21 protein-coding genes and 1 pseudogene are annotated in these 21,252 nt (G+C 72.1%); 18 read left to right on the top strand and 4 right to left on the bottom strand.

The window, feature by feature from the left end:
* Both ACLBYE_RS07630 and ACLBYE_RS07625 read right to left on the bottom strand, forming a co-directional pair.
* Positions 1-712 (bottom strand): annotated as a pseudogene (locus tag ACLBYE_RS07630) (hypothetical protein); the annotation flags it as partial.
* 62 nt (positions 713-774) lie between these two features.
* Positions 775-1,497, bottom strand: coding sequence for an SDR family NAD(P)-dependent oxidoreductase (locus ACLBYE_RS07625; protein WP_041372745.1), 723 nt, complete (start codon positions 1,495-1,497; stop codon positions 775-777).
* A 174-nt stretch (positions 1,498-1,671) separates the two neighbouring features.
* On the opposite strand from ACLBYE_RS07625, the gene ACLBYE_RS07620 reads away from it, so the two are divergent.
* From ACLBYE_RS07620 to thiL, 4 genes are all read left to right on the top strand, one after another.
* On the top strand, positions 1,672-2,259 hold the full coding sequence (locus ACLBYE_RS07620) for a carboxymuconolactone decarboxylase family protein (protein WP_447693694.1): 588 nt from the start codon (positions 1,672-1,674) through the stop codon (positions 2,257-2,259).
* A gap of 143 nt (positions 2,260-2,402) precedes the next feature.
* A complete protein-coding gene (ribH, locus tag ACLBYE_RS07615; protein ID WP_020093929.1) occupies positions 2,403-2,897 on the top strand; it encodes a 6,7-dimethyl-8-ribityllumazine synthase in 495 nt (164 codons plus the stop codon).
* Positions 2,898-2,908: 11 nt separating this feature from the next.
* On the top strand, positions 2,909-3,514 hold the full coding sequence (gene nusB, locus ACLBYE_RS07610) for a transcription antitermination factor NusB (protein WP_447693693.1): 606 nt from the start codon (positions 2,909-2,911) through the stop codon (positions 3,512-3,514).
* Positions 3,515-3,517: 3 nt separating this feature from the next.
* A complete protein-coding gene (thiL, locus tag ACLBYE_RS07605; protein ID WP_447693692.1) occupies positions 3,518-4,513 on the top strand; it encodes a thiamine-phosphate kinase in 996 nt (331 codons plus the stop codon).
* Here thiL and ACLBYE_RS07600 read toward each other — a convergent pair.
* Positions 4,433-4,804, bottom strand: a complete 372-nt coding sequence (locus ACLBYE_RS07600) for a hypothetical protein (RefSeq protein WP_447693691.1) — start codon at positions 4,802-4,804, stop codon at positions 4,433-4,435. The genes thiL and ACLBYE_RS07600 overlap by 81 nt on opposite strands.
* 447 nt (positions 4,805-5,251) lie before the next feature.
* On the opposite strand from ACLBYE_RS07600, the gene ACLBYE_RS07595 reads away from it, so the two are divergent.
* The 4 genes from ACLBYE_RS07595 to ACLBYE_RS07580 all read left to right on the top strand — a co-directional run bounded on the left by ACLBYE_RS07595 (position 5,252) and on the right by ACLBYE_RS07580 (position 11,432).
* Positions 5,252-7,396: a sodium-translocating pyrophosphatase gene (locus tag ACLBYE_RS07595; RefSeq protein ID WP_447693690.1), complete on the top strand. Its 2,145-nt coding sequence runs from the start codon at positions 5,252-5,254 to the stop codon at positions 7,394-7,396.
* 194 nt (positions 7,397-7,590) lie between these two features.
* Entirely contained in the window at positions 7,591-8,682 is a 1,092-nt protein-coding gene (locus ACLBYE_RS07590) for an alkene reductase (RefSeq protein WP_447693689.1), read from the top strand.
* A 103-nt stretch (positions 8,683-8,785) separates the two neighbouring features.
* A complete protein-coding gene (locus ACLBYE_RS07585; protein WP_447693688.1) occupies positions 8,786-10,699 on the top strand; it encodes a PAS domain S-box protein in 1,914 nt (637 codons plus the stop codon).
* Positions 10,700-10,721: 22 nt separating this feature from the next.
* Positions 10,722-11,432, top strand: a complete 711-nt coding sequence (locus tag ACLBYE_RS07580) for an HAD hydrolase-like protein (RefSeq protein ID WP_447693687.1) — start codon at positions 10,722-10,724, stop codon at positions 11,430-11,432.
* On the opposite strand, the gene ACLBYE_RS07575 is transcribed toward ACLBYE_RS07580, so the two are convergent.
* Positions 11,369-11,866 (bottom strand): outer membrane protein assembly factor BamE, encoded by a 498-nt coding sequence (locus ACLBYE_RS07575; RefSeq protein ID WP_020093881.1) that lies wholly within the window; start codon positions 11,864-11,866, stop codon positions 11,369-11,371. The two genes, ACLBYE_RS07580 and ACLBYE_RS07575, sit on opposite strands and share 64 nt — an antisense overlap.
* Before the next feature lie 155 nt (positions 11,867-12,021).
* Between ACLBYE_RS07575 and ACLBYE_RS07570 the strand changes: the two genes are divergently transcribed.
* The 10 genes from ACLBYE_RS07570 to ACLBYE_RS07525 all read left to right on the top strand — a co-directional run bounded on the left by ACLBYE_RS07570 (position 12,022) and on the right by ACLBYE_RS07525 (position 21,245).
* Positions 12,022-12,591, top strand: a complete 570-nt coding sequence (locus ACLBYE_RS07570) for a ubiquinol-cytochrome C chaperone family protein (protein WP_447693686.1) — start codon at positions 12,022-12,024, stop codon at positions 12,589-12,591.
* Positions 12,588-13,118, top strand: coding sequence for a YceD family protein (locus ACLBYE_RS07565; RefSeq protein WP_020093879.1), 531 nt, complete (start codon positions 12,588-12,590; stop codon positions 13,116-13,118). Before ACLBYE_RS07570 ends, ACLBYE_RS07565 begins: the two co-directional genes overlap by 4 nt.
* Positions 13,119-13,263: 145 nt before the next feature.
* Positions 13,264-14,298, top strand: a complete 1,035-nt coding sequence (gene plsX / locus ACLBYE_RS07560) for a phosphate acyltransferase PlsX (RefSeq protein ID WP_091927318.1) — start codon at positions 13,264-13,266, stop codon at positions 14,296-14,298.
* 99 nt (positions 14,299-14,397) lie between these two features.
* The gene (locus tag ACLBYE_RS07555; RefSeq protein WP_447693685.1) at positions 14,398-15,405 is read left to right on the top strand and encodes a beta-ketoacyl-ACP synthase III; all 1,008 of its coding nucleotides are present in this window, start codon (positions 14,398-14,400) and stop codon (positions 15,403-15,405) included.
* A 167-nt stretch (positions 15,406-15,572) separates the two neighbouring features.
* Positions 15,573-15,893: an integration host factor subunit alpha gene (locus tag ACLBYE_RS07550; protein ID WP_091979909.1), complete on the top strand. Its 321-nt coding sequence runs from the start codon at positions 15,573-15,575 to the stop codon at positions 15,891-15,893.
* 114 nt (positions 15,894-16,007) lie between these two features.
* Positions 16,008-16,511, top strand: coding sequence for a MerR family transcriptional regulator (locus ACLBYE_RS07545; protein ID WP_100252799.1), 504 nt, complete (start codon positions 16,008-16,010; stop codon positions 16,509-16,511).
* Positions 16,512-16,600: 89 nt separating this feature from the next.
* Positions 16,601-17,020 carry a hypothetical protein gene (locus ACLBYE_RS07540; protein ID WP_447693684.1) on the top strand — a complete coding sequence of 140 codons (420 nt, stop codon included), beginning with the start codon at positions 16,601-16,603 and terminating at the stop codon, positions 17,018-17,020.
* Positions 17,021-17,140: 120 nt separating this feature from the next.
* A complete protein-coding gene (locus ACLBYE_RS07535; RefSeq protein WP_026605036.1) occupies positions 17,141-17,584 on the top strand; it encodes an Ig-like domain-containing protein in 444 nt (147 codons plus the stop codon).
* Between the two features lie 218 nt (positions 17,585-17,802).
* Entirely contained in the window at positions 17,803-19,755 is a 1,953-nt protein-coding gene (locus tag ACLBYE_RS07530; protein WP_091979915.1) for a PrkA family serine protein kinase, read from the top strand.
* A 188-nt stretch (positions 19,756-19,943) separates the two neighbouring features.
* Positions 19,944-21,245, top strand: coding sequence for a YeaH/YhbH family protein (locus tag ACLBYE_RS07525; RefSeq protein WP_447693683.1), 1,302 nt, complete (start codon positions 19,944-19,946; stop codon positions 21,243-21,245).
* Positions 21,246-21,252 lie beyond the last annotated feature (7 nt).

Genomic DNA, 21,252 nt, shown 5'->3' with positions numbered 1-21,252 from the left:
GGGCGCCGCCGCCCCAGGCGCCCCCCGGATCGCCGACGGGCCGGCCGACCAGCACGAGGCCGCCGGCATCCGCGCCGGACAGCGTCGCCGCCAGCAGCGCCGGGCGGTCCCCGAGGCGCAGCAGGCGCGGCCGCACCGGCGCGAACACGGCCTCGCCCCCCGCCGGCACCGTCACGGTGGCCACGGGGACGGGCTTCGGATCGGTGCTCACCGCCATCGGCTGGCGCTCGCGGATCGTCAGCACCGCGGCGGCCGCGCCGCCGTCGGGGGCGCGGGTACGCCCGGTGAGATAGGCGCTCAGGGGGCCCGAGAGGGCCCGGCGCGAGCCCGGCAGGGCCCCGCGCGGCGTCTCGGCGGCGGTCAGCCCCTCGACCGCGTCCCGGCCGATCGGCCGCACGGTGACGCTGCCCTCTGCGAGGGCGAGCACGGCGCCGCCGTCGTCGCCCCAGACCACGGCGATCGGCGCGCTCTCCTCGTCGCCGGCCTGCTGTCCGCCGCCCTGCGCGCCGGCCTTTGCCCCTGCCGTGCCGCCGGTGATCGGCAGGAGCCCGGAGGTCGCCACCGAGACCGCGGCCTCGCTGCGCGAGCCGCGCAGCGCCCGCACCTTGAAGGGCAGGTCGAGGATCCGGATCCCGGGCTCGGCCCGCGCCCCCGCGACGGGCGCGACGCACGCGAGGAGGCCCAGGACGAGCGCGACCCGCCCGCGGCGCACCGCCGGGTGCCGGCGCGGTAACGCCGTGCGCGCGGAAGCGCCCCAGGAAGCGCCCGATCTGGTCAAACGTGCTGGCCGCCGTTGATGTGGAGCTCGGCGCCGTTCACGTAGGAGGAGGCCTCGGTGCACAGGAAGTAGATCGCCTTGGCGACCTCGTCCGGCGTGCCGAGCCGGCGCTGCGGGATCTGCTCGACGAGCTTCTCGGTGCCGGGCGACAGGATCGACGTGTCGATCTCGCCCGGCGAGATCGCGTTCACCCGCACGCCGAGCGGTCCGAAATCGGCGGCCATCTCGCGGGTCAGGCCCGCCAGCGCCGCCTTGGAGGTGCCGTACGCCGCCCCCGCGAAGGGGTGGACGCGCGAGCCGGCGATCGACGTCACGTTGACGACCGAGCCCTTGGCCCGGGCCAGTTCCTCGCGCAGGCCCCGGGCCAGCAGGATCGTGGCGAAGAGGTTGACCTGGAAGACCCGCTGCCACGTGTCGAACTCGGTGGCCAGCGCGCCGAGGCGCTCGCCCTCCGGCCCCTTCGGCGAGATGCCGGCATTGTTGACCAGCGCGTGCAGCACCCCGCCCTCGGCGGCGAGCCGGCCCCGCACCTCCTCGACGGCGCGGACCGTGTCCTGCGCGTCGGCGAGGTCGACCTGCAGGTGGTCCTCGGGCCCCATCTCCCAGGGGCAGTTCTCCGGGAAGGCGTGGCGCGAGCAGGTGATCACGCGCCAGCCCGCGGCCGAGAAGCGCTTGACGGTGGCGTGGCCGATGCCCCGGCTCGCGCCCGTGAGCAGCATGATGCGCCGGCGTTCGTTGACGGGGAGGGCCAAAGCCGTAAGCCTCGCTGGCGTTCAGGGATCGCCGCCCGGTCGGGCGCGGTGCGTGCCGGTGAGCCCCAATGGTCTAGGCGCACGGGCACCGGAAATCCAGAGCGGGCCGCGCGTCGGCGCCGGAGCACGGAGGGGAAACGCATGGCGAGCGGGCAGACCAGCGCGGAGCGCATGCCGGAGATCCCGGCCGGCGGCCTGTCCCCGGCGCAGGAAGAGGCGGCGGCCGCGTTCCGGGCCGAGCGCGGCGTCCCGGTCTTCGGGCCGTTCGTGCCGCTCCTGCGCAGCCCCGAGCTGATGCTGTGCGCGAGCCGGATGGGCCAGTACCTGCGCTACGGCAGCGTCCTGCCGCTGCGGATCAGCGAGTTCGCGATCCTGGTGGTCGCGCGGGAGTGGAGCCAGCCGGTCGAGTGGGCGATCCACCACCCGATCGCCCTCGAGGCCGGGGTCGCCCCCGAGACCGCGCGGGCGCTGGCCGAGGGGCGCCGCCCCGACACGATGAGCGCCGACGAGGCCCTCGCCTACGCGTTCTCGACCGAGCTGATGCGCAACCGCGCGGTGAGCGACGCGACCTACGCGGCCCTGGTCGCGCGCTTCGGCGAGCAGGGGGCGATCGATCTGACCGGCATCAACGGATACTACGCGCTGCTCGCCATGACGATGAACGTCGCCCGCACGGCCCTGCCGGAGGGCGGCCCCGCGGCCCCGCCGCTGCCGTCGCTGGTGGGGTAGGGCGCGCCGCCGCGGCCGCGGTGCGGGCCGGGGGCGATCCCGCGCGGCTTGTGGCGCCGGCCGCTTCGGTCTAACCGTCCTCCCCCGTGCGGGTGCCCGACGTGCCGCCCGCCTGTTCCCGAAAACCCGGCCGGACGAGAGCCATGGTCGCCCATACCCGCGCCGATTCGGCGCCCAAGCCCACCGACCCGGCGCTCGCCGGCGCCCGGATCCTCGTGGTCGAGGCGCGCTACTACGACGCGATCGCCGACGAACTCCTCGCCGGCGCCCTGGCGGCGATCGCGGCCGCCGACGCGCAGGCCACCGTGGTCACCGTGCCGGGAGCCCTGGAGATCCCCGCCGCCGTGGCGATCCTGCTCGACACGGGCGCCTACGACGCCGTGGTGGCGCTCGGCTGCGTGATCCGCGGCGAGACCGGCCACTACGACATCGTCGCCGGCGAGAGCGCCCGGGCGCTCATGGACCTGTCGGTGCAGCGCCGCGTGCCGCTGGGCAACGGCATCCTCACGGTCGAGACCGAGGCGCAGGCGCTCGCCCGCGCCCGGGTCGCCGAGATGAACAAGGGCGGCGGCGCCGCCGAGGCGGCGCTCGGCGTGCTCGCCCTGAAGCGTGCGGCCGAAGGCGCGCGCCCGCGATGACGGATACACCCATGACCGGGACCCCCGAGACCCAGCCGGAGACCGGCGCGGAGAATGGCACCGGCACCGCCGGCGCCCCCGCCAAGATCAGCCTGCGCAGCGGCGCCCGCCTCGCGGTGGTGCAGGCGCTCTACGAGATGGACGTCTCCGGCAAGGGCGTGCTCGACGCACTCGCCGAGTTCGAGGCCTTCTGGATCGGCCAGGAGGTCGACGGGATCGCCCATCCCCCGGCCGAGACCGCGTTCTTCCGCGACCTGCTGCGCGGCACGGTCGAGGAGCAGCGGGCCATCGACCCGAAGCTCAACCAGGCCCTCGCCCAGGGCTGGCCGCTGCGGCGCATCGAGATCGTGCTCCGGGCGATCCTGCGGGCGGGCGCCTACGAGCTGATGTTCCGCCGCGACGTGCCGGCGGCCGCGGCGATCTCGGAATACGTCGACGTCGCCCACAGCTTCTACACGGCCGACGAGCCGGGCCTCGTCAACGCCGTCCTCGACCGGGTCGCCCGGGAGGTCCGGCCGGGCGAGGTCGGGGCCCCGAAGGCCTCCGGAAAGCCGGGCTCGTCCAAGCCGCTCCCCGGCAAAGCCGCGGCCGGCAAACCGTCGGCCGGGAAGGCCTGAGTCTTGGCCGGGCCGGTCCGCGCCTCCGAGGAGGGGCTGATCGCCCGCTACTTCGCGCCGCTCGCGGGGCCGGGCGCCGACGGGCTCCGGGACGATGCCGCCACGCTGACGCCCGCGCCGGGCCACGACCTCGTCCTCACCGCCGACGCCGTGGTGGCGGGCATCCACTACTTCGCGGAGGATCCGCCGGCCTCGATCGCCCGCAAGGCGCTCGGCGTGAACCTCTCCGACATCGCCGCCAAGGGCGCGGTCCCGCGCGGCTTCCTGCTGACCCTGGCGCTGCCCGACGACTGGACGGAGGCCTGGCTCGACGGATTCGCGCAGGGACTCGGCGCGGCGGCCGAGGCGGCCGGCTGCCCGCTGCTGGGCGGCGACACGGTGCGCTCCGGCGGCCCCGCGCTGATCTCGGTGAGCGTGTTCGGCGAGCTGCCGACCGGCGCCATCGTCCGGCGCACCACCGCGCGGGTCGGCGACCGGATCTGCGTCACCGGCACGATCGGCGACGCGGCCCTCGGCCTGCGGATGCGCCTGGAGCCCGGCGCCCCCTGGGCGGCCGGCCTCGATCCGGCGCTGCGGGCCGAACTCGCCGACCGCTACCTGCACCCGCGCCCGCGGCTCGCCGCCGCGCCGGCCATCCGCCGCCACGCCTCGGCGGCCATGGATGTCTCCGACGGCCTCGCGGGCGATCTCGCCAAGATGCTGGGCGCGGGCCGCACCGCCCGGGTGGCGACCGCCGACGTGCCGCTCTCGGAGGCGGCCCGGTGCGCCTGCGCGGCGGACCCCGCCTTGATCGAGGCGATCCTGACCGGCGGCGACGATTACGAGATCCTCTGCACCGTCGCGCCGGAGGGCCTGGCGGATTTCCGGGCCGAGGCCGCGGCGGCCGGGATCGCCGTCGCCGCCATCGGCACCGTCACCTCAGGCGACGGCCCGCCGCGCTTCGAAATGCGCGATGGCGCCGAGCGCGTGTTCGCGGCCGGAGCCTTCAGCCACTTCTGACGCCCAGATCGCGGCCGGTCCCGGGATCATCGGGCCGGCGGCGTCCCCAGCCGGGTGGCCGATCTGGCGCCGGACCTCGCCGATCATCGCGGCGGCGACCACCGGGATCCAGCGGCCGGCCGGGTCCCCGCCCGCGCCCGGCGCCCGGGACAGGGCGCGCTGCAGCACGCAGAGCAGGTCGTCCTGGATCGTGGCCGGCTGCGCCGCAACCCGCTCGGCGATCAGGAAGCCGACCGCGCCGCTCAACACCTCGATGGTCGCCGCCAACCTGGCGGCCTGGTCGCTGCTCATGGCGAGTCCCTCGTCCGAACACAACCAAAAATAGAATATCGGTTGGTTAAGGCGACGTTAACGGCCGCTCGAGCCGCGCGCGTTCGTGATGTCCCGGTTCGGGAGACGGGCATCTCCGCGCGCGAGAGCCGCGCCCGGCCACTCTCCCGCACGGAGAAGGGACTCGCGCCCGTGGGAACGGGTGCAGCGGCCAGCGGGAAACCGGATCTGCAACATACTGCAGCATTGCGGGTTCCACGGGGCCTTTCCGCCCATCATCGCGAGACACGATTCCCGGCGTCGCCCGCCGACGCGGCGTTTGCGCTCCCCGGCGAAGTTTGGCAATCAAGGCATTGTTCTGGGAAGGAAAGCCCCGAATCCGAGCGCCGCGTCCCATGGCCGCCGTCCGGCGGCCAAGCTCGACAATCACAAGCCCACGCCAGGCACGATAATAACAAGGACGGTCGAATGATTCCCTTGGTCCTGATCATCGCGGGCGGGCTCTGCGCCGTCGCCTACGGCATCGTCACGATCCTCGACGTGATGCGGCGCGACGCCGGCACGCAGCGCATGCAGGAGATCGCCGCCGCCATCGCCGAGGGCGCGCAGGCCTATCTCCGGCGGCAGTACACGACGATCGGCCTCGTCGGCGTCGTCCTGTTCGTCCTCCTCGCCGTCTTCCTCGGGATCAAGGTCGCGGTCGGCTTCCTGATCGGCGCCGTGCTGTCGGGCGCGGCCGGCTTCATCGGCATGAACGTCTCGGTGCGGGCCAACGTCCGCACGGCCCAGGCGGCCTCGACCTCGCTGGGCGGCGGCCTCGACGTCGCCTTCAAGTCGGGGGCGGTGACCGGCATGCTGGTGGCGGGCCTCGCGCTGCTGGGCGTCGCCCTCTACTACCTGTTCCTCACCCGCGCCGCCCATCTCGAGCCGTCGAGCCGCGAGGTGATCGACGCCCTCGTGGCGCTCGGCTTCGGCGCCTCGCTGATCTCGATCTTCGCCCGCCTCGGCGGCGGCATCTTCACCAAGGGGGCCGATGTCGGCGGCGACCTCGTCGGCAAGGTCGAGGCCGGCATCCCGGAGGACGATCCGCGCAACCCCGCCACCATCGCCGACAACGTCGGCGACAATGTCGGCGACTGCGCCGGCATGGCGGCCGACCTGTTCGAGACCTACGCGGTCACGGTCGTCGCCACGATGGTGCTGGCCGCGATCTTCTTCTCCGGCGCGGGTGGGAGCAACCGCGACGTCCTCGAGCCGATGATGCTCTACCCGCTCGCCATCGGGTCGGCCTGCATCCTCACCTCCATCGCCGGCACCTACGCGGTGCGACTCGGCGCGAACCAGTCGATCATGGGGGCGCTCTACAAGGGGCTGATCGCCGCCGGCGTGCTCTCCATCGCGGCGATCGCGGCGGTCAACATGACCCTGCTCGGCGGCTTCTCGACGAGCTTCACCACCTCGACCGGCCTGACCTTCACGTCGGGCGCGCTGTTCGGCTGCGCGGTGATCGGGCTCGCCATCACGGCGCTGATCGTGGTGATCACCGAGTACTACACGGGCACCAACTTCCGCCCGGTGAAGTCGATCGCCGACGCGTCGGTGACCGGCCACGGCACCAACGTGATCCAGGGGCTGGCGATCTCGCTCGAATCGACCGCGCTGCCGGCCATCGTGATCGTGGCGGGCATCATCAGCACCTACGCGCTCGCCGGCCTGTTCGGCATCGCCATCGCGGTCACCGCCATGCTGGCGCTCGCGGGCTTCATCGTGGCGCTGGACGCCTTCGGGCCGGTCACCGACAATGCCGGCGGCATCGCCGAGATGGCGGGCCTGCCCTCCGAGGTGCGCAAGTCGACCGACGCCCTCGACGCGGTCGGCAACACCACCAAGGCGGTGACCAAGGGCTACGCGATCGGCTCGGCGGGCCTCGGCGCACTGGTGTTGTTTGCCGCCTACACGTCGGACCTGAACTACTTCATCGCCCATGCGAGCCCGACGCAGTACCGCTTCTTCCAGGGCGTCAGCGTCGATTTCTCGCTCTCCAACCCCTACGTCGTGGTCGGGCTGCTGCTCGGCGGCCTGATCCCGTTCCTGTTCGCCGGCATCGCCATGACGGCGGTCGGGCGCGCGGCGGGCGCGGTGGTCGAGGAGGTCCGGCGCCAGTTCCGGGCCAAGCCCGGCATCATGCAGGGCACGGACCGGCCGGATTACGGGCGGGCGGTGGACATGCTGACCCGCGCGGCGATCAAGGAGATGATCATCCCGTCGCTGCTGCCGGTCCTGTCGCCGGTGGTGCTGTTCTTCGTGATCCAGTTCATCGCCGGGAAGAGCCAGGCCTTCGCCACCGTGGGCGCGAGCCTGCTCGGCGTGATCCTCACCGGGCTCTACGTGGCGATCTCGATGACCTCGGGCGGCGGCGCCTGGGACAACGCCAAGAAGTACATCGAGGACGGTCACCACGGCGGCAAGGGCTCCGAGGCCCACAAGGCGGCGGTGACCGGCGACACGGTGGGCGACCCCTACAAGGACACCGCCGGCCCGGCGGTGAACCCGGCGATCAAGATCACCAACATCATCGCCCTGCTGCTGCTCGCCGTGCTCGCGCACAGCTGAGTTCCGCGAAGACCGGATCGGCCGACGGGGCCGGGCTCTCCGCGAGCCCGGCCCTTCTCGTGTCGCCGTGTGCGCCCCCGCACGCGGCGGCCAGTCCCGCGGCGCAGCACCTTGGCATCGCGGCGCCGCAGCGCCACCTCGGCGCCGGATTAAAACCCGGACGCGGCCCCCGCCGCACCAGCACGAGGTAACCCATGCCGTCCCTGCTCGACCCGATCCGCATCGGCGCCATCGAGGCGAAGAACCGGATCTTCATGGCGCCGCTGACCCGCGGCCGCGGCACCCGCGAGCACGTTCCGACCCCGATCATGGCCGAGTACTACGCCCAGCGCGCCGGCGCCGGCCTGATCCTCACCGAGGCCACCGGCATCAGCCAGGAGGGCCTCGGCTGGCCCTACGCGCCGGGCATCTGGTCCGACGCCCAGGTCGACGCGTGGCGGCCGATCGTGAAGGCCGTTCACGACCGGGGCGGCAAGATCGTCTGCCAGATCTGGCACATGGGCCGGATGGTCCATTCGGACTTCCTCGGCGGCGCCAAGCCGGTCTCGTCATCGCCCACCACGGCCCCCGACCAGGCCCACACCTATTCCGGCAAGAAGCCCTACAGCGAGGCGCGCGCCCTGGAGGTGTCCGAGATCCCGCGCCTGCTCGCCGATTACGAGCGCGCCACCGCCAACGCCCTGGCGGCCGGGTTCGACGGGGTGCAGATCCACGCCGCGAACGGCTACCTGATTGACGAGTTCCTCCGCGACGGCACCAACCACCGCACCGACCAGTACGGCGGCTCCGTCGAGAACCGCGTGCGGCTCCTGCGCGAGGTGACCGGGGCGGTGGCGAAGGTCGCCGGGCCGGAGCGCACCGGCGTGCGCCTCTCGCCGAACGGCGCGATCCAGGGCTGCAACGACTCGAACCCGGAGCCGCTGTTCGTCGCCGCCGCCCAGGCGCTCGCCGATGCCGGGATCGCCTTCCTGGAGATGCGCGAGCCGGGGCCGAACGGCACCTTCGGCAAGGCCGACCACGCGCCGATCGCCCCGGCGATGCGGCGCGTGTTCCGCAACCCGATGATCCTGAACGCCGACTACGACGGGGTCAGCGGCCAGAAGGCGCTGGATGCCGGCGAGGCCGACGCCATCGCGTTCGGCCGGACCTTCATCGCCAACCCGGACCTCGCCGAGCGGATCGCCAGGAAGGCGCCGCTCGCCAAGGACGACGCCGCGACGTGGTACAGCCAGGGACCCGAGGGCTACGTCGACTACCCGACCCTGGCCGAGTCCCGCGCCGCCTGACGCGCCGCCGCCGCGCGCCCTGCCGCGGCCCGGAGGGCTGCGGCAGGAAACCGCGGCAATTCCTTGGCAGCGGGCCGTCGCGCGCCTATGTGAGGGCAGGACCATGGATGTGCCTGCACCTCACGCGCTCGCGGAAGCCGGACCGACCGACGGGCGCTGGCGCGCCGCCGACCGGATCGCCGAACTGCGCGATCTCGCGATCCTCGATTCCGAGCCCGAGCCGCTCTACGACGACCTCGTGCGGGTCGCCGCCTACGTCTGCCGGGCGCCGGTCGCGCTCGTCAGCCTCGTCGATGCCGAGCGGCAGTGGTTCAAGTCGGAGGTGGGCCTCGGCAAGCGCGAGCTGCCGATCAACTGCTCGGTCTGCGCCCACACGATCGAGGCCGGCGACCTTCTCGTCATCCCGGACCTGACCACGGACCCCCGGACCACCGAGAATCCCCTCGTGACCGGGGCGCCGGCCTTCCGCTTCTACGCGGGCGCGGTGATCCGCGGCAGCCGCGGCATCCCGCTCGGCGCCCTGTGCGTGCTGGACCGGGTCCCCCGCCAAGACGGGCTCGATTCGGAGCAGACCGCGACCCTGCTGGCGCTGGCGCGGCAGATCTCGAGCCTGCTGGAGCACCGCCGGACGCTGGCGCAGGTCGCCGCCCGCGAGGCGGAGATCGCCGCGAGCGAGCGGCGCTTCCGCGTGATGACCTCGGCGATGCCCCAGATGGTCTGGACCACCCGGCCGGACGGGTTCCACGACTATTACAACGACCGCTGGTACGAGTTCACCGGCGTCCCCTACGGCTCCACCGACGGCGAGGGCTGGAACGGGGTGTTCCACGCCGAGGACCAGGACAGGGCCTGGGCGCGCTGGCGCCACTGCCTCGCGACCGGCGAGCCCTACGAGATCGAGTACCGGCTGCGCCACCACAGCGGCGACTACCGCTGGACCCTCGGGCGGGCCATGCCGATCCGGGACGCCGAGGGGCGGATCGAGCGGTGGTTCGGGACCTGCACCGACATCGACGACCTCAAGCGCGCCGAGGCCGAGGCCCGCAAGCTCGCGGCGATCGTCGAGACGTCCAAGGACTTCATCGGGCTCTCCACCCTCGAGGGCGCGATCACCCACCTCAACGAGGCGGCCATGGCCCTGGTCGGCCTGCCCGATCTCGCGGCCGCCCGCGCCAAGAAGGTGCCCGACTTCTTCACCGACGAGAGCCGCCGGATCCTGGCCGAGACCGTGATGCCGGCGGTGCGCCGCGACGGGTTCTGGGAGGGCGAACTCGCCTTCCGGCACTTCGTCACCGGCAAGCCCGTGGCGGTGCTCTACAACATCTTCCCCGTGCGCGACCCGACCGGGGCCGAGATCGGCTACGCCACGGTCACCCGCGACCTGCGCGAGGCCAAGCGCGCCGAGGAGGCCCGCGATCTGCTGATCCGCGAGCTGTCCCACCGCATCAAGAACATCTTCGCGGTGGTCGGCGGCCTCGCCGCCCTGACCGCCCGGACCGACCCCGCGGCCAAGCCCTTCGTGGCCGCCTTCCGCGAGCGGCTCGGCGCCCTGGCCCGGGCCCACGAATACGTCCGCCCGCACTCCCCCGACAGCGCCCCGCCGGTCGCCGGCCAGACGGTGCTCGGGCTGATGCGCCTGGTCATGGCCGCCTACGAGGAGAACGGGCGCGCGCGCGTGGTGATCTCCGGGGACGATGCCGAGATCGGCGAGCGCACCGCCACGGCCCTCGCGCTGATCATGCACGAGCAGGCGACGAACGCGGTCAAGTACGGCGGCCTGTCGACGCGGGAGGGCGGCGTCTCGCTGAGCGGGACCCGCGAGGCGGGCCGCTACACGCTGACTTGGCGCGAGGAGGGCGGTCCGCAGATCGCCGGCGCGCCGTCCCGGAAAGGATTCGGCACGGTGCTGGCCGAGCGCAGCGTCGCCGGCCAGCTCGACGGGGTGCTGGAGCACGACTGGGCGCCGGGCGGTCTCCTGATGCGGCTCAGCGTCCCGCTCGAGAACCTGCGGACCTGACGTGGCCCGGATGCCGGCCCGGATGCCGGCCGCGCCCGGGCCGGGGCTCGTCGTCCTCGACTTCGACGGCACGCTGGCCGACAGTTTCGGGTGGTTCTGCTCGGTGCTGAACGGCGTCGCCGACCGCTACCGCTTCCGCCGGGTCGAGGCCGACGAGGTGGAGGAACTCCGGCTCCAGGGCGCCAGGGCGATCGTCGCCCATCTCGACATCCCGCGCTGGAAGCTGCCGCTCATCGCCCGCCACATGCACGCGCTGGCCGCCCGCGACGCCGCGCAGATCGCCCTGTTCCCCGGCGTCCCGGCGATGCTGGCCGCGATCGCGGCGGCGGGCGTGCCGCTGGCGATCCTGTCGTCGAATCGCGCCGACACGGTGCGGCGGGTGCTCGGGCCGGACAATGCCGCCCGCATCGGCAGCTACGCCTGCGGGGCGTCGATCTTCGGGAAGGCGCGCCGGCTGCGGGCGCTGCTCGCGCGGACCGGGGTGCCACCGTACCGGGCCCTCTGCGTCGGCGACGAGATCCGCGACCTCGAGGCGGCGCGGGCGCTGGGCTGCCCGTTCGGCGCCGTGGCCTGGGGCTACACCGACCCGCGGGCCCTCGCGTCCCACGGCCCCGAGCACCTGTTCCCGGAGCCCGGGGCGATCGCCCGCCTCGTGGCGGGCGAGGCCGGTCACATGCCGCGATTCGCGCCCGGCACGACGCTGGTGCCGCTGCCGCTGCCGAACGGCTCGTAGCGGGTCAGGCCGCGGAACAGCTGGCTGAGGAAGGCGCGGTCGGCGCCGCTCGTCGGCGTCGTGCGCTCGATGAAGTCGAAGATCCGGCCGTCCTGCAGGCCGTAGAGCGCCACGCGCTCGACCTTGAAGGCGGGGGTGAAGTACACGGCCGTGACCTTCTGGTCCTCGACCTGCTCGCCCAGGAACATGATCGTGCGGCGGGTGTTCTGCGAGATGTAGTACCAGGACTTGTTGCCGACCGTGGACACGGTCGAGGGCGTGCCCAGGATCTGCAGCACCTGCTCGGGGCCCATGCCGGGCTTGATCGTAGCGAGCGCCGCCTGATCGACCTGGTAGCCGTGGCGCAGCTCCTCGCCGATGCAGCCCGACAGACCGGTTGCCGCGAGGCCGAGCAGGGCGAGGCGCGCGAAGGACTGGACGAAACGGCGCCGCATCGGGCCCCCAGAGAGCGTGTTGACGGACGGGGCGCGACCGTCGCCGCCGGCACGGGGCTCCGACGGCGCTTGCGCCCTGGGCGTGGGTTGCCGTACCGCGGGGTTATGGCTTTGACAAGGCAAGCTTGGCCACAGAGGGCCGGGGTTCGACACCGATGATCGCCGGGCTGTTCCGCCGCGCGGGCGCGCGCCGCCGCGCCGTCGAGGGGCTGCACGTCGCCCTGAGCGAGGCCGCGCGCCGGCCGGGCCTCTACACGGATCTCGGCGTGCCCGACACCGTGGAGGGGCGGTTCGAGTCCCTGTGCCTGCACGCGATCCTGGTCCTGCGCCGGCTGAACCGGCTGCCGCCGCCGGCCGCCGAGGTGGCGCAGGATCTGGTGAACTCGGTCTTCACCCAGCTCGACGCCTCCCTGCGCGAACTCGGCGTCGGCGACATGGGCGTGTCCAAGCGGATGAAGAAGCTCGGCGCCGCCTTCTACGGCCGGGCCGAGGGCTACGACGCGGCCCTGGAGGCCGGCGACGCCGCTTCCCTGGCGGCCGCCCTCGTCCGCAACGTGCTCGGCGGCGAGGGGGACGGGTGCGGTCTCGCCGCCTACGTGCGGGCGGCCGACGCCGCCCTCGCCGGGGCCGATCTCGACGGGCTGCTCGCGGCCGGGCCGCCCTTCCCGGAGCCTGCCAGCTTCGCGCCGGCACCGGCCGGCCCTGACCACGGAGGACGCGCATGAGCCGCGATGCCAGCAGCCGCGATGCCGGCCAGGACGCTTTCCCGCTCGCGCGCTGGGTCAATGTCGAACGCCTGCCCCAGGGGCGCGGCGCCGTCACCGTCGAGGCGAGCCCGGCCGAGTGCGCGGCGCTGGCCGCCGATTTCGGCATCCCGGGGATCCGCGACCTCGTCGGGCGCTTCGCCATCGAGGGGGCGACCAGCCGCCTCACCGTGACCGGCACCGTGGAGGCCCTGGTGACCCAGGTCTGCACCGTGAGCCTCGAACCCTTCGAGGCGCCGGTCCGGGAGCCGGTCGAGGTGGTGTTCACCGACACCGACCGGCTCGCCGGCACCGATGCCGAGGACGCCGACATCCCCGACCCCCTGGTCGGCGGCCGCATCGATTTCGGCGCGCTCACCGCCGAGTTCCTGGCGCTGGGCCTCGACCCGTACCCGCGCAAGCCCGGCATCGCCTTCGAGCCGGTCGTGGCGGGTGACGAGGCCGGACCCCTCGACGGCCTGCGCAAGCTCCGCGACCGCGACGGCTGAGGCCGCCGCGTCCGGCCGGAACCGCCGGCCGCCCGATTTCATTTGCCCGCCGGGCCGGTATCGCTATGGTCCGCCGCGCCCGGCGGGCCCCGTCCCGCCGCCGTCCGAACCCCTTTCCCGCCGAGACCCGCGACCCGCTACCGACATGTCCCAACGCGTGTGCATCTCGCTCGACGCCATGGGTGGCGACCACGGGCCCACCACGGTCGTGCCCGGCGCGGCGCTGGCCCGGGAGCGCCATCCCGGCACCACCTTCCTGATGTTCGGCGACGAGGCCGTGATCGCGCCGCTGGTCGCCAAGGAGCCCCGGCTCAAGGACTGCGTGGAGATCCGCCACACCAGCGTGGCCGTGGCCATGGACGACAAGCCGAGCCAGGCGGTGCGCCAGGGCCGGGGCAAGTCGTCCATGTGGCAGGCGATCCAGGCGGTCCGCGACGGGCAGGCCGATGCCTGCGTGTCGGCCGGCAACACCGGCGCTCTTATGGCGATGTCGAAGATCTGCCTGAAGACCATGTCGGGCATCGAGCGACCGGCCATCGCCTGCCTCTGGCCGACCGTGCGCGGCGAGAGCGTGGTGCTCGACGTCGGCGCCACGATCGGCACGGATGCCGAGCACCTCGTCGAGATGGCCGTGATGGGCTCGGCCATGGCGCGCATCGTGTTCGACCTCGAGCGTCCGACCGTCGGCCTGCTCAACGTCGGCACCGAGGAGATGAAGGGCAACGAGGCGGTCAAGGAGGCCGCCCGGATCCTGCGCGAGATGGAGAGCCCCGGGCTGACCTATCACGGCTTCGTCGAGGGCACCGATCTCGGGCGCGGCACGGTCGACGTGGTGGTGACCGAGGGATTCACCGGCAACATCGCCCTCAAGACCGCCGAGGGCACCGCCAAGCAGATCGGCACCTATCTGCGCGCCGCCATGACCCGGACGCTGGCCGCCAAGATCGGCGCCCTGTTCGCGCGGCAGGCCTTCAAGGCCCTCAAGGACAAGATGAACCCGAGCCGGGCCAACGGCGGGGTGTTCCTCGGCCTCGAGGGCATCGTGATCAAGAGCCACGGCTCGGAGAACGCGCAGGGCTTCGCCGCGGCGATCGATCTGGCGCACGACATGGCGCGCCACGACATGATCCGCACGATCCGCGAGATGCTCGACCAGACGGCGGCGCTGGCGCCGGCCTGACGCCGGCCCCGGGCCTCCGTCGACGGACGGGATGGAAATCGGACGCCCGCGGCTTCACAACCGGCGATTGTGAAGCTGGGTCGTCCGGGAAGGACAATGATGGCAACCCTCCGCACTGACCCCGAGCAGCACCGGCGCGTCCCCCCTTTGCGCTCGGTGGTGGTCGGGACCGGCTCGAGCCTGCCCGCGCGGGTGGTGACGAACGCCGACCTCGCCGAGCGGGTGGACACCTCCGACGAGTGGATCGTCCAGCGGACCGGGATCCGCCAGCGCCACCTCGCGGCGCCCGACGAGACCACCTCGGTCCTCGGCACGCGCGCCGCCAGGGCGGCCCTCGACGATGCCGGGCTGAGCGCGGACGACATCGACCTCGTGATCTGCGCCACCTCGACGCCGGATCACACCTTCCCGGCGACCGCGACCCAGATCCAGGCGGCGCTGGGCATCCATCAGGGCGCGGCCTTCGACCTGCAGGCGGTCTGCGCCGGCTTCGTCTTCGCGGTCTCGACCGCCGACAAGTTCCTGACCACGGGGGCCGCCCGCCGGGCCCTCGTGATCGGCGCCGAGACCTTCTCGCGGATCGTCGACTGGGAGGACCGCACCACCTGCGTGCTGTTCGGCGACGGCGCCGGCGCCGTCGTGCTGGAGGCGCAGGAGGGGGCCGGGGACCGCGGCGTCCTCAGCGCGAGCCTGCGGTCGGACGGCCGCCACCGGGAGAAGCTCTACGTCGACGGCGGCCCCGGCTCCACCGGCACCACCGGCCACCTGCGCATGGAGGGCCGCGACGTCTTCCGATTCGCCGTCGGGCAGGTCACCGACGTGATCGTCGAGGCCTTCGCGCAGGCGGGCATCACCGCGGAGGAGCTCGACTGGTTCGTGCCGCATCAGGCCAACCGCCGCATCATCGAGGCCTCGGCCGACAAGCTCGGTGTCGCCCGGGACAAGATCGTCCTGACGGTGGACCGCCACGGCAACACCTCGGCGGCCTCGATTCCCCTGGCCCTCGACGTGGCGCGGCGGGACGGCCGCATCCGGGCGGGCGACCTCGTGATGATCGAGGCGATCGGCGGCGGGTTCAGCTGGGGCGCGGCGCTGATCCGCTGGTAGCGTTTCGGGCGGCGCGCCCGAAACGATTCGCCGCCCCGGCGCGGTTGACCGGGGGCGGAGCGCCGATTAGCGTGCCGGATCATAGGGATACGCCTTCAGCGTTCGGAGCGGCCAAGGGTGCCGCGCCGTGCGTCATGGGGCGAGCGACGCGGGCGAGGGGACACGGCATGGCAGGCAAGACGGTGACGCGCGCCGACTTGAGCGAGGCCGTCTACCATCAGGTGGGCCTGTCGCGGACCGAGTCGGCCGCCCTCGTCGAGACCGTGCTGTCCGAGATCTGCAGCTGCCTCGCGAGCGGTGAGACGGTGAAGCTGTCCTCGTTCGGCTCCTTCGTGGTCCGCAGCAAGGGCAAGCGCGTCGGCCGCAATCCCAAGACCGGGGTCGAGGTCGCGATCGAGCCGCGGCAGGTGATGGTGTTCAAGCCCTCCAACGTGCTCAAGGCCAAGATCAACGGCCTGAACGGCGCGGGAGACCACGACGACGACTGAGCGCGCCGCGAATGCGGCCGCGTCGGCGGGCGCTTCGGGCGGGCTCTTCAGGCTTGAGTGCGGCCCCGCGAGCCGGCAAGATCGGGCCGCTTCGCCCCGCTCCGTAAGACGCCCATGCCGCCAGCCCTCGCCGCCGCCTCGACCGACGAACCGCCGACCGGGATCGGCGAGAAGAGCGCCCACGCGTTCCGGACGATCAGCGAGGTGGCCGAGGAGCTCGACGTGCCCCAGCACGTCCTGCGGTTCTGGGAAACCCGCTTCGGCCAGATCCGCCCCGTGAAGCGGGCTGGCGGGCGCCGCTACTACCGGCCCCAGGACATCGAGCTCGTCGCCGGCATCCGCCACCTCCTGCACGTGCAGCGCTACACCATCGCGGGGGCGCAGCGGGTCCTCAAGGAGAACGGCGTCCGCTTCGTGCAGGCCGTCGGCCGCGGCGAGGCCGTGGCGGCCGAGCCGCTGCTTCAGGAGGTCGAGACCGAGGCGGGAAGCCGGAGCGGAACCGGCGGCGCGACGTTCGGCGCGTCGGACCGGGCGGCCCTGGCCGAGGCCCTGGACGAGCTGCGCGCCTGCCGCGCCCTGCTCGACGGGCTGCGCGACCTGCCCGACATGGAGGCCTGAGCGGGCCTGAGCGGGCCTGCCGGGCTCGACGACCCCGGCCCCGCGCGCGGCGGGCGAACTTTCCGGCAACACGTCGCGTTGTCGCCCGCATGGCCGCGCCCAAACCCAAGTTGACGCCCAGCCAGGAACTGATGGCCCGCATCATGCGGATCGTCCGCTCCTGCCCGGAGGCGGCGTCCGAAGTCTTGGAGCTGATGTTCCTCGTCAGCCAGATCGAGGCGGCCACCGCGGTCGACCGGGACTACCGCGACGCCAAGCGTGTGATCAGCCGCCTGCGCAACCCGCTCTGGGAGATGGGTCCCACCGATCGGGAGAAACTCCTGGCGGCCGCCGAGACGATTCGCCGGGTCTGCCGGCTGGCCGAGGACGAGATTCCCCCCGTGCCGGTGGCCGATGCCGGGGAGCGGGCGCGGGTCGAGGGGCGGCTCGCCGCCGCCCTGGCCGGTGAGTTCGACGCGGCGCAGATCGCCCGCATCACCGGGATCGTCGCGGCGGCCCTCCAGAATTAACCCGCCGCCCGAGCCCTCGACGCCCGTGCGCGGCGTCCCCACATGGTCTCCACCGATGAACGGGACATCCGGACGCGTGTCCGGGGAGAGGTCCCGGGTCGGCACTGGAGAGACGCTGCCATGATTGCCCTACGTCCGCTCGCCGCGCTGCTCGCAGGGAGCATGGCACTGGCCGGGCCCGCCCTGGCCCAGACACCGTCCAGCCGAACCAAGACGGTGGCGCCCGGCAAGACGGTCCGCATCGAGATCGCCCCCAACCTCAAGAAGGATTGTTCTCCTGGGCCGATGCCCGAGTTCAAGGTCTCGGGCCCGCCGAAGAACGGGTCGGTGATCACCAAGGTCGGCAAACTGAAGACGCCGGCGAGCTACCGCTGCCCCAACAAGGAAGCGGCCGTCCAGGCGCTGTTCTACCAACCCAACAACGGATTCACCGGCACCGACGAAGTGACGTTCGAGGTCAAGAGCTCCGACGGCCAAGTCCAGACGCAGACCGTCAAGATCACGGTCGGGGGCGCGGGGACCAAATCGGGAGACGACGGCAAGAAAGAGGGCACGGATTTGTGAGCAGGCTTCGGCCGAAACGGTATCTGCCCAGTCCTGCCGCGCGGGCAGCCGTCCGGGGGCGTCGCGGAGTCTCGTCCGTGACGCCTTCAGCGCTCCTGAGTGTTGCATGCAATCGACATGCCGGGCGCCACGCTCGCCGCACTGCGACAAAAGCGGGCCTGTCGGTTGCATCCGAGCCGAGACAGGATGAAGCTGTCACGGTCTGAGAGGGTTATCGAATGCCGATGCATGCGACGAACGACCTTTTCCAGAGCTTCGCCCGAGGGTACGAGGCCCGCCGCGACACGGAGATGACGCTCTCCGAGTATCTCGAGGCCTGTCGCGACGAGCCCCTGATGTACGCCTCGGCCGCCGAGCGCATCCTCGCGGCGATCGGCGAGCCGGAATTCGTGGACACCGCCAGGGATTCGCGCCTCGGCCGGATCTTCATGAACAGGACGATCCGGACCTACCCGGCCTTCCGCGAGTTCTTCGGCATGGAGGAGACGATCGAGCGGATCGTCTCGTTCTTCCGCCACGCCGCGCAGGGGCTGGAGGAGCGCAAGCAGATCCTCTACCTGCTCGGACCGGTCGGCGGCGGTAAGTCGTCGCTGGCCGAGCGGCTGAAGCTCCTGATGGAGGTTCACCCCGTCTACGTACTCAAGGCTGGGGACGAGGTGTCGCCGGTCTTCGAGAGCCCGCTGGGCCTGTTCGACCCCGAGACGATGGGCGAGGAGATCCAGCGCCGCTACGGCATCCCGCGCCGCCGCCTGACCGGCCTGATGAGCCCCTGGGCGCTCAAGCGCCTCGACGAGTTCAACGGCGACATCTCGCGGTTCAAGGTGATCAAGGTCCGGCCGTCGCGCCTGCGCCAGATCGCCATCGCCAAGACCGAGCCGGGCGACGAGAACAACCAGGACATCTCCTCCCTCGTCGGCAAGGTCGACATCCGGCGGCTGGAGACGCTGTCGCAGGCCGATCCCGACGCCTACTCGTACTCGGGCGGCCTGAACCGGGCGAACCAGGGCATCCTCGAGTTCGTCGAGATGTTCAAGGCGCCGATCAAGATGCTGCACCCGCTGCTCACCGCGACGCAGGAGGGCAACTACGTCGGCACCGAGAATATCGGCGCGATCCCGTTCACCGGCGTGATCCTGGCCCACTCGAACGAGGCCGAGTGGCAGACCTTCAAGACCAACAAGAACAACGAGGCCTTCATCGACCGGATCTACGTGATCAAGGTCCCGTACTGCCTGCGCGTCACCGAGGAGCAGCGGATCTACGAGAAGCTGATCTCCGGCTCGGAGCTGTCGGACGCGGCCTGCGCGCCCGGCACGCTGGAGATGCTGGCGCGGTTCTCGGTGCTGTCGCGGCTCCGCGAGCACGCCAACTCCAACGTCTTCTCCAAGATGCGGGTCTACGACGGCGAGAGCCTGCGCGAGGTCGATCCCCGCGCCCGCTCGATGCAGGAGTACAAGGACACGGCCGGCGTCGACGAGGGCATGGACGGGATCTCGACCCGCTTCGCCTTCAAGGTGCTGGCCGCGACCTTCAACCACGACACCACCGAGGTCTCGGCCGACCCGGTTCACCTGATGTACGTGCTGGAGCAGTCGCTGCGCCGCGAGCAGCTCCCGCCCGAGACCGAGAAGAAGTACCTGGAATTCATCAAGACCGAGCTGGCCCCGCGCTACGCGGAGTTCATCGGCCACGAGATCCAGAAGGCCTACCTCGAATCGTACCACGATTACGGGCAGAACCTGTTCGACCGGTACATCGACTACGCCGACGCCTGGATCGAGGACCAGGACTTCAAGGACGCCGAGACCGGCCAGCTCATGAACCGGGAGCTCCTGAACCAGGAGCTGACCAAGATCGAGAAGCCCGCCGGGATCGCCAACCCGAAGGACTTCCGCAACGAGGTCGTGAAGTTCGCCCTGCGCTCCCGGGCACAGCACGGCGGCCGCAACCCGAGCTGGACCTCCTACGAGAAGCTGCGCGAGGTGATCGAGCGGCGGATGTTCTCCCAGGTGGAGGAGCTGCTGCCGGTGATCTCCTTCGGCTCGAAGAAGGACGGCGAGACCGAGAAGAAGCACGGCGAGTTCGTCGAGCGCATGGTGGCGCGCGGCTACACCGAGCGGCAGGTCCGCCGCCTGGTGGAGTGGTACATGCGGGTGAAGCAGGCCGGCTGAGGGACGACGGGGCCCGTCCGATGGATCGGCCGGGCCCCGTAACGACCCTCCGCCGCCACAGTTTCGGACGACCGGCCGGCGAAGATCGCGGCCCTGCTGCCAAAGAGGGATCCTTCCCTCCGGTGACGGCATGGTACGACAAGGGTCCGGACCCGGCCGGAGCACGCGGACGAGGGTTTTCGCAGCGGATGCACATCGTCGACCGACGTTTGAACCCGGGCGGCAAGAGCCTCCCGAACCGCCAGCGCTTCCTGCGGCGCGTGAAGGACGTGGCCCAGCGCGCGGTGCGGGAATCCGCCCGCGAGAAGGACATCAAGGATCTCGGCAAGGACGGCCGCGTCACCGTGCCGGCGGACGGCGTCCGGGAGCCCCGCTTCTCGCGCCAGCCCGGCACCGGCCTGCAGGACCACATCCTGCCCGGCAACAAGACCTACGTGGAGGGCGACACGATCGAGCGCCCGCCGGGCAGCGGCGGCGGTCGCGGGGCCGGCGAGGGCGGGGAGGGCGGCGAGAACAGCGAGGACGCGTTCCGCTTCGTGCTCACCCGCGAGGAGTTCCTGGAGCTCTTCCTCGAGGATCTGGAATTGCCGGACCTCGCCAAGCGTCGCCTCGCCATCGTCGAGACGGAAGGGTTGCGCCGGGCGGGCTACACGGTCACCGGCTCGCCGGCGAACCTCGCGCTCACCCGCACCCTGCGCAACTCGATGTCGCGGCGGATCGCTCTCAAGCGCCCGAAGCCCGACGAGGTCGCGGCCCTGGAGGCCCGGCTCGACGCCCTCGCCGAGGGGCATCCGGAGCGGCCGGACCTGGAGCAGGCGCTGTTCCGGCTGCGCGAGCGCGCGAAGCGCATCCCCTACGTCGACCCGATCGACCTGCGCTTCCGCCGGTTCGAGCCCTATCCGCGGCCGATCGCGCAGGCGGTGATGTTCTGCCTGATGGACGTGTCCGGCTCGATGACCGAGCACATGAAGGACCTCGCCAAGCGGTTCTACATCCTGCTGCACATCTTCCTGACGCGCCGCTACCGGCACGTCGAGATCGTGTTCATCCGCCACACCGACCGGGCGACCGAGGTGGACGAGGAGACCTTCTTCGGCTCCCGCGAGACCGGCGGCACCCTGGTCTCGTCGGCGCTCGTGGAGATGAAGCGCGTCATCGCCGAGCGCTACGACCCGAACGACTGGAACATCTACGCGGCCCAGGCCTCGGACGGCGACAACGTCTCGTCCGACGGGCCGACCTCCACGGAGCTGCTGCGGTCGCACATCCTGCCGGCCTGCCAGCACTTCGCCTATCTGGAAGTGGGCGACGAGAACGGACCCCGCGCCGGCTTCGTCGAGCACCGCACCACCCTGTGGCGGACCTACGAGGCCATCGCCAAGGCCGGCGGTCCGATCGCCATGCGCAAGGTCAACCACCGCCGGGAGATCTACCCGGTCTTCCGCGAGCTGTTCGGGCGCAAGGAAGGCCGCGCCGAGGCGGAGGCGTGATGCCGTC

It is taken from the genome of Methylobacterium sp. A52T (genome assembly GCF_053346095.1).
The sequence above is the reverse complement of the archived record's forward strand: the minus strand, read 5'-3'. Positions and strand labels throughout refer to the sequence as shown.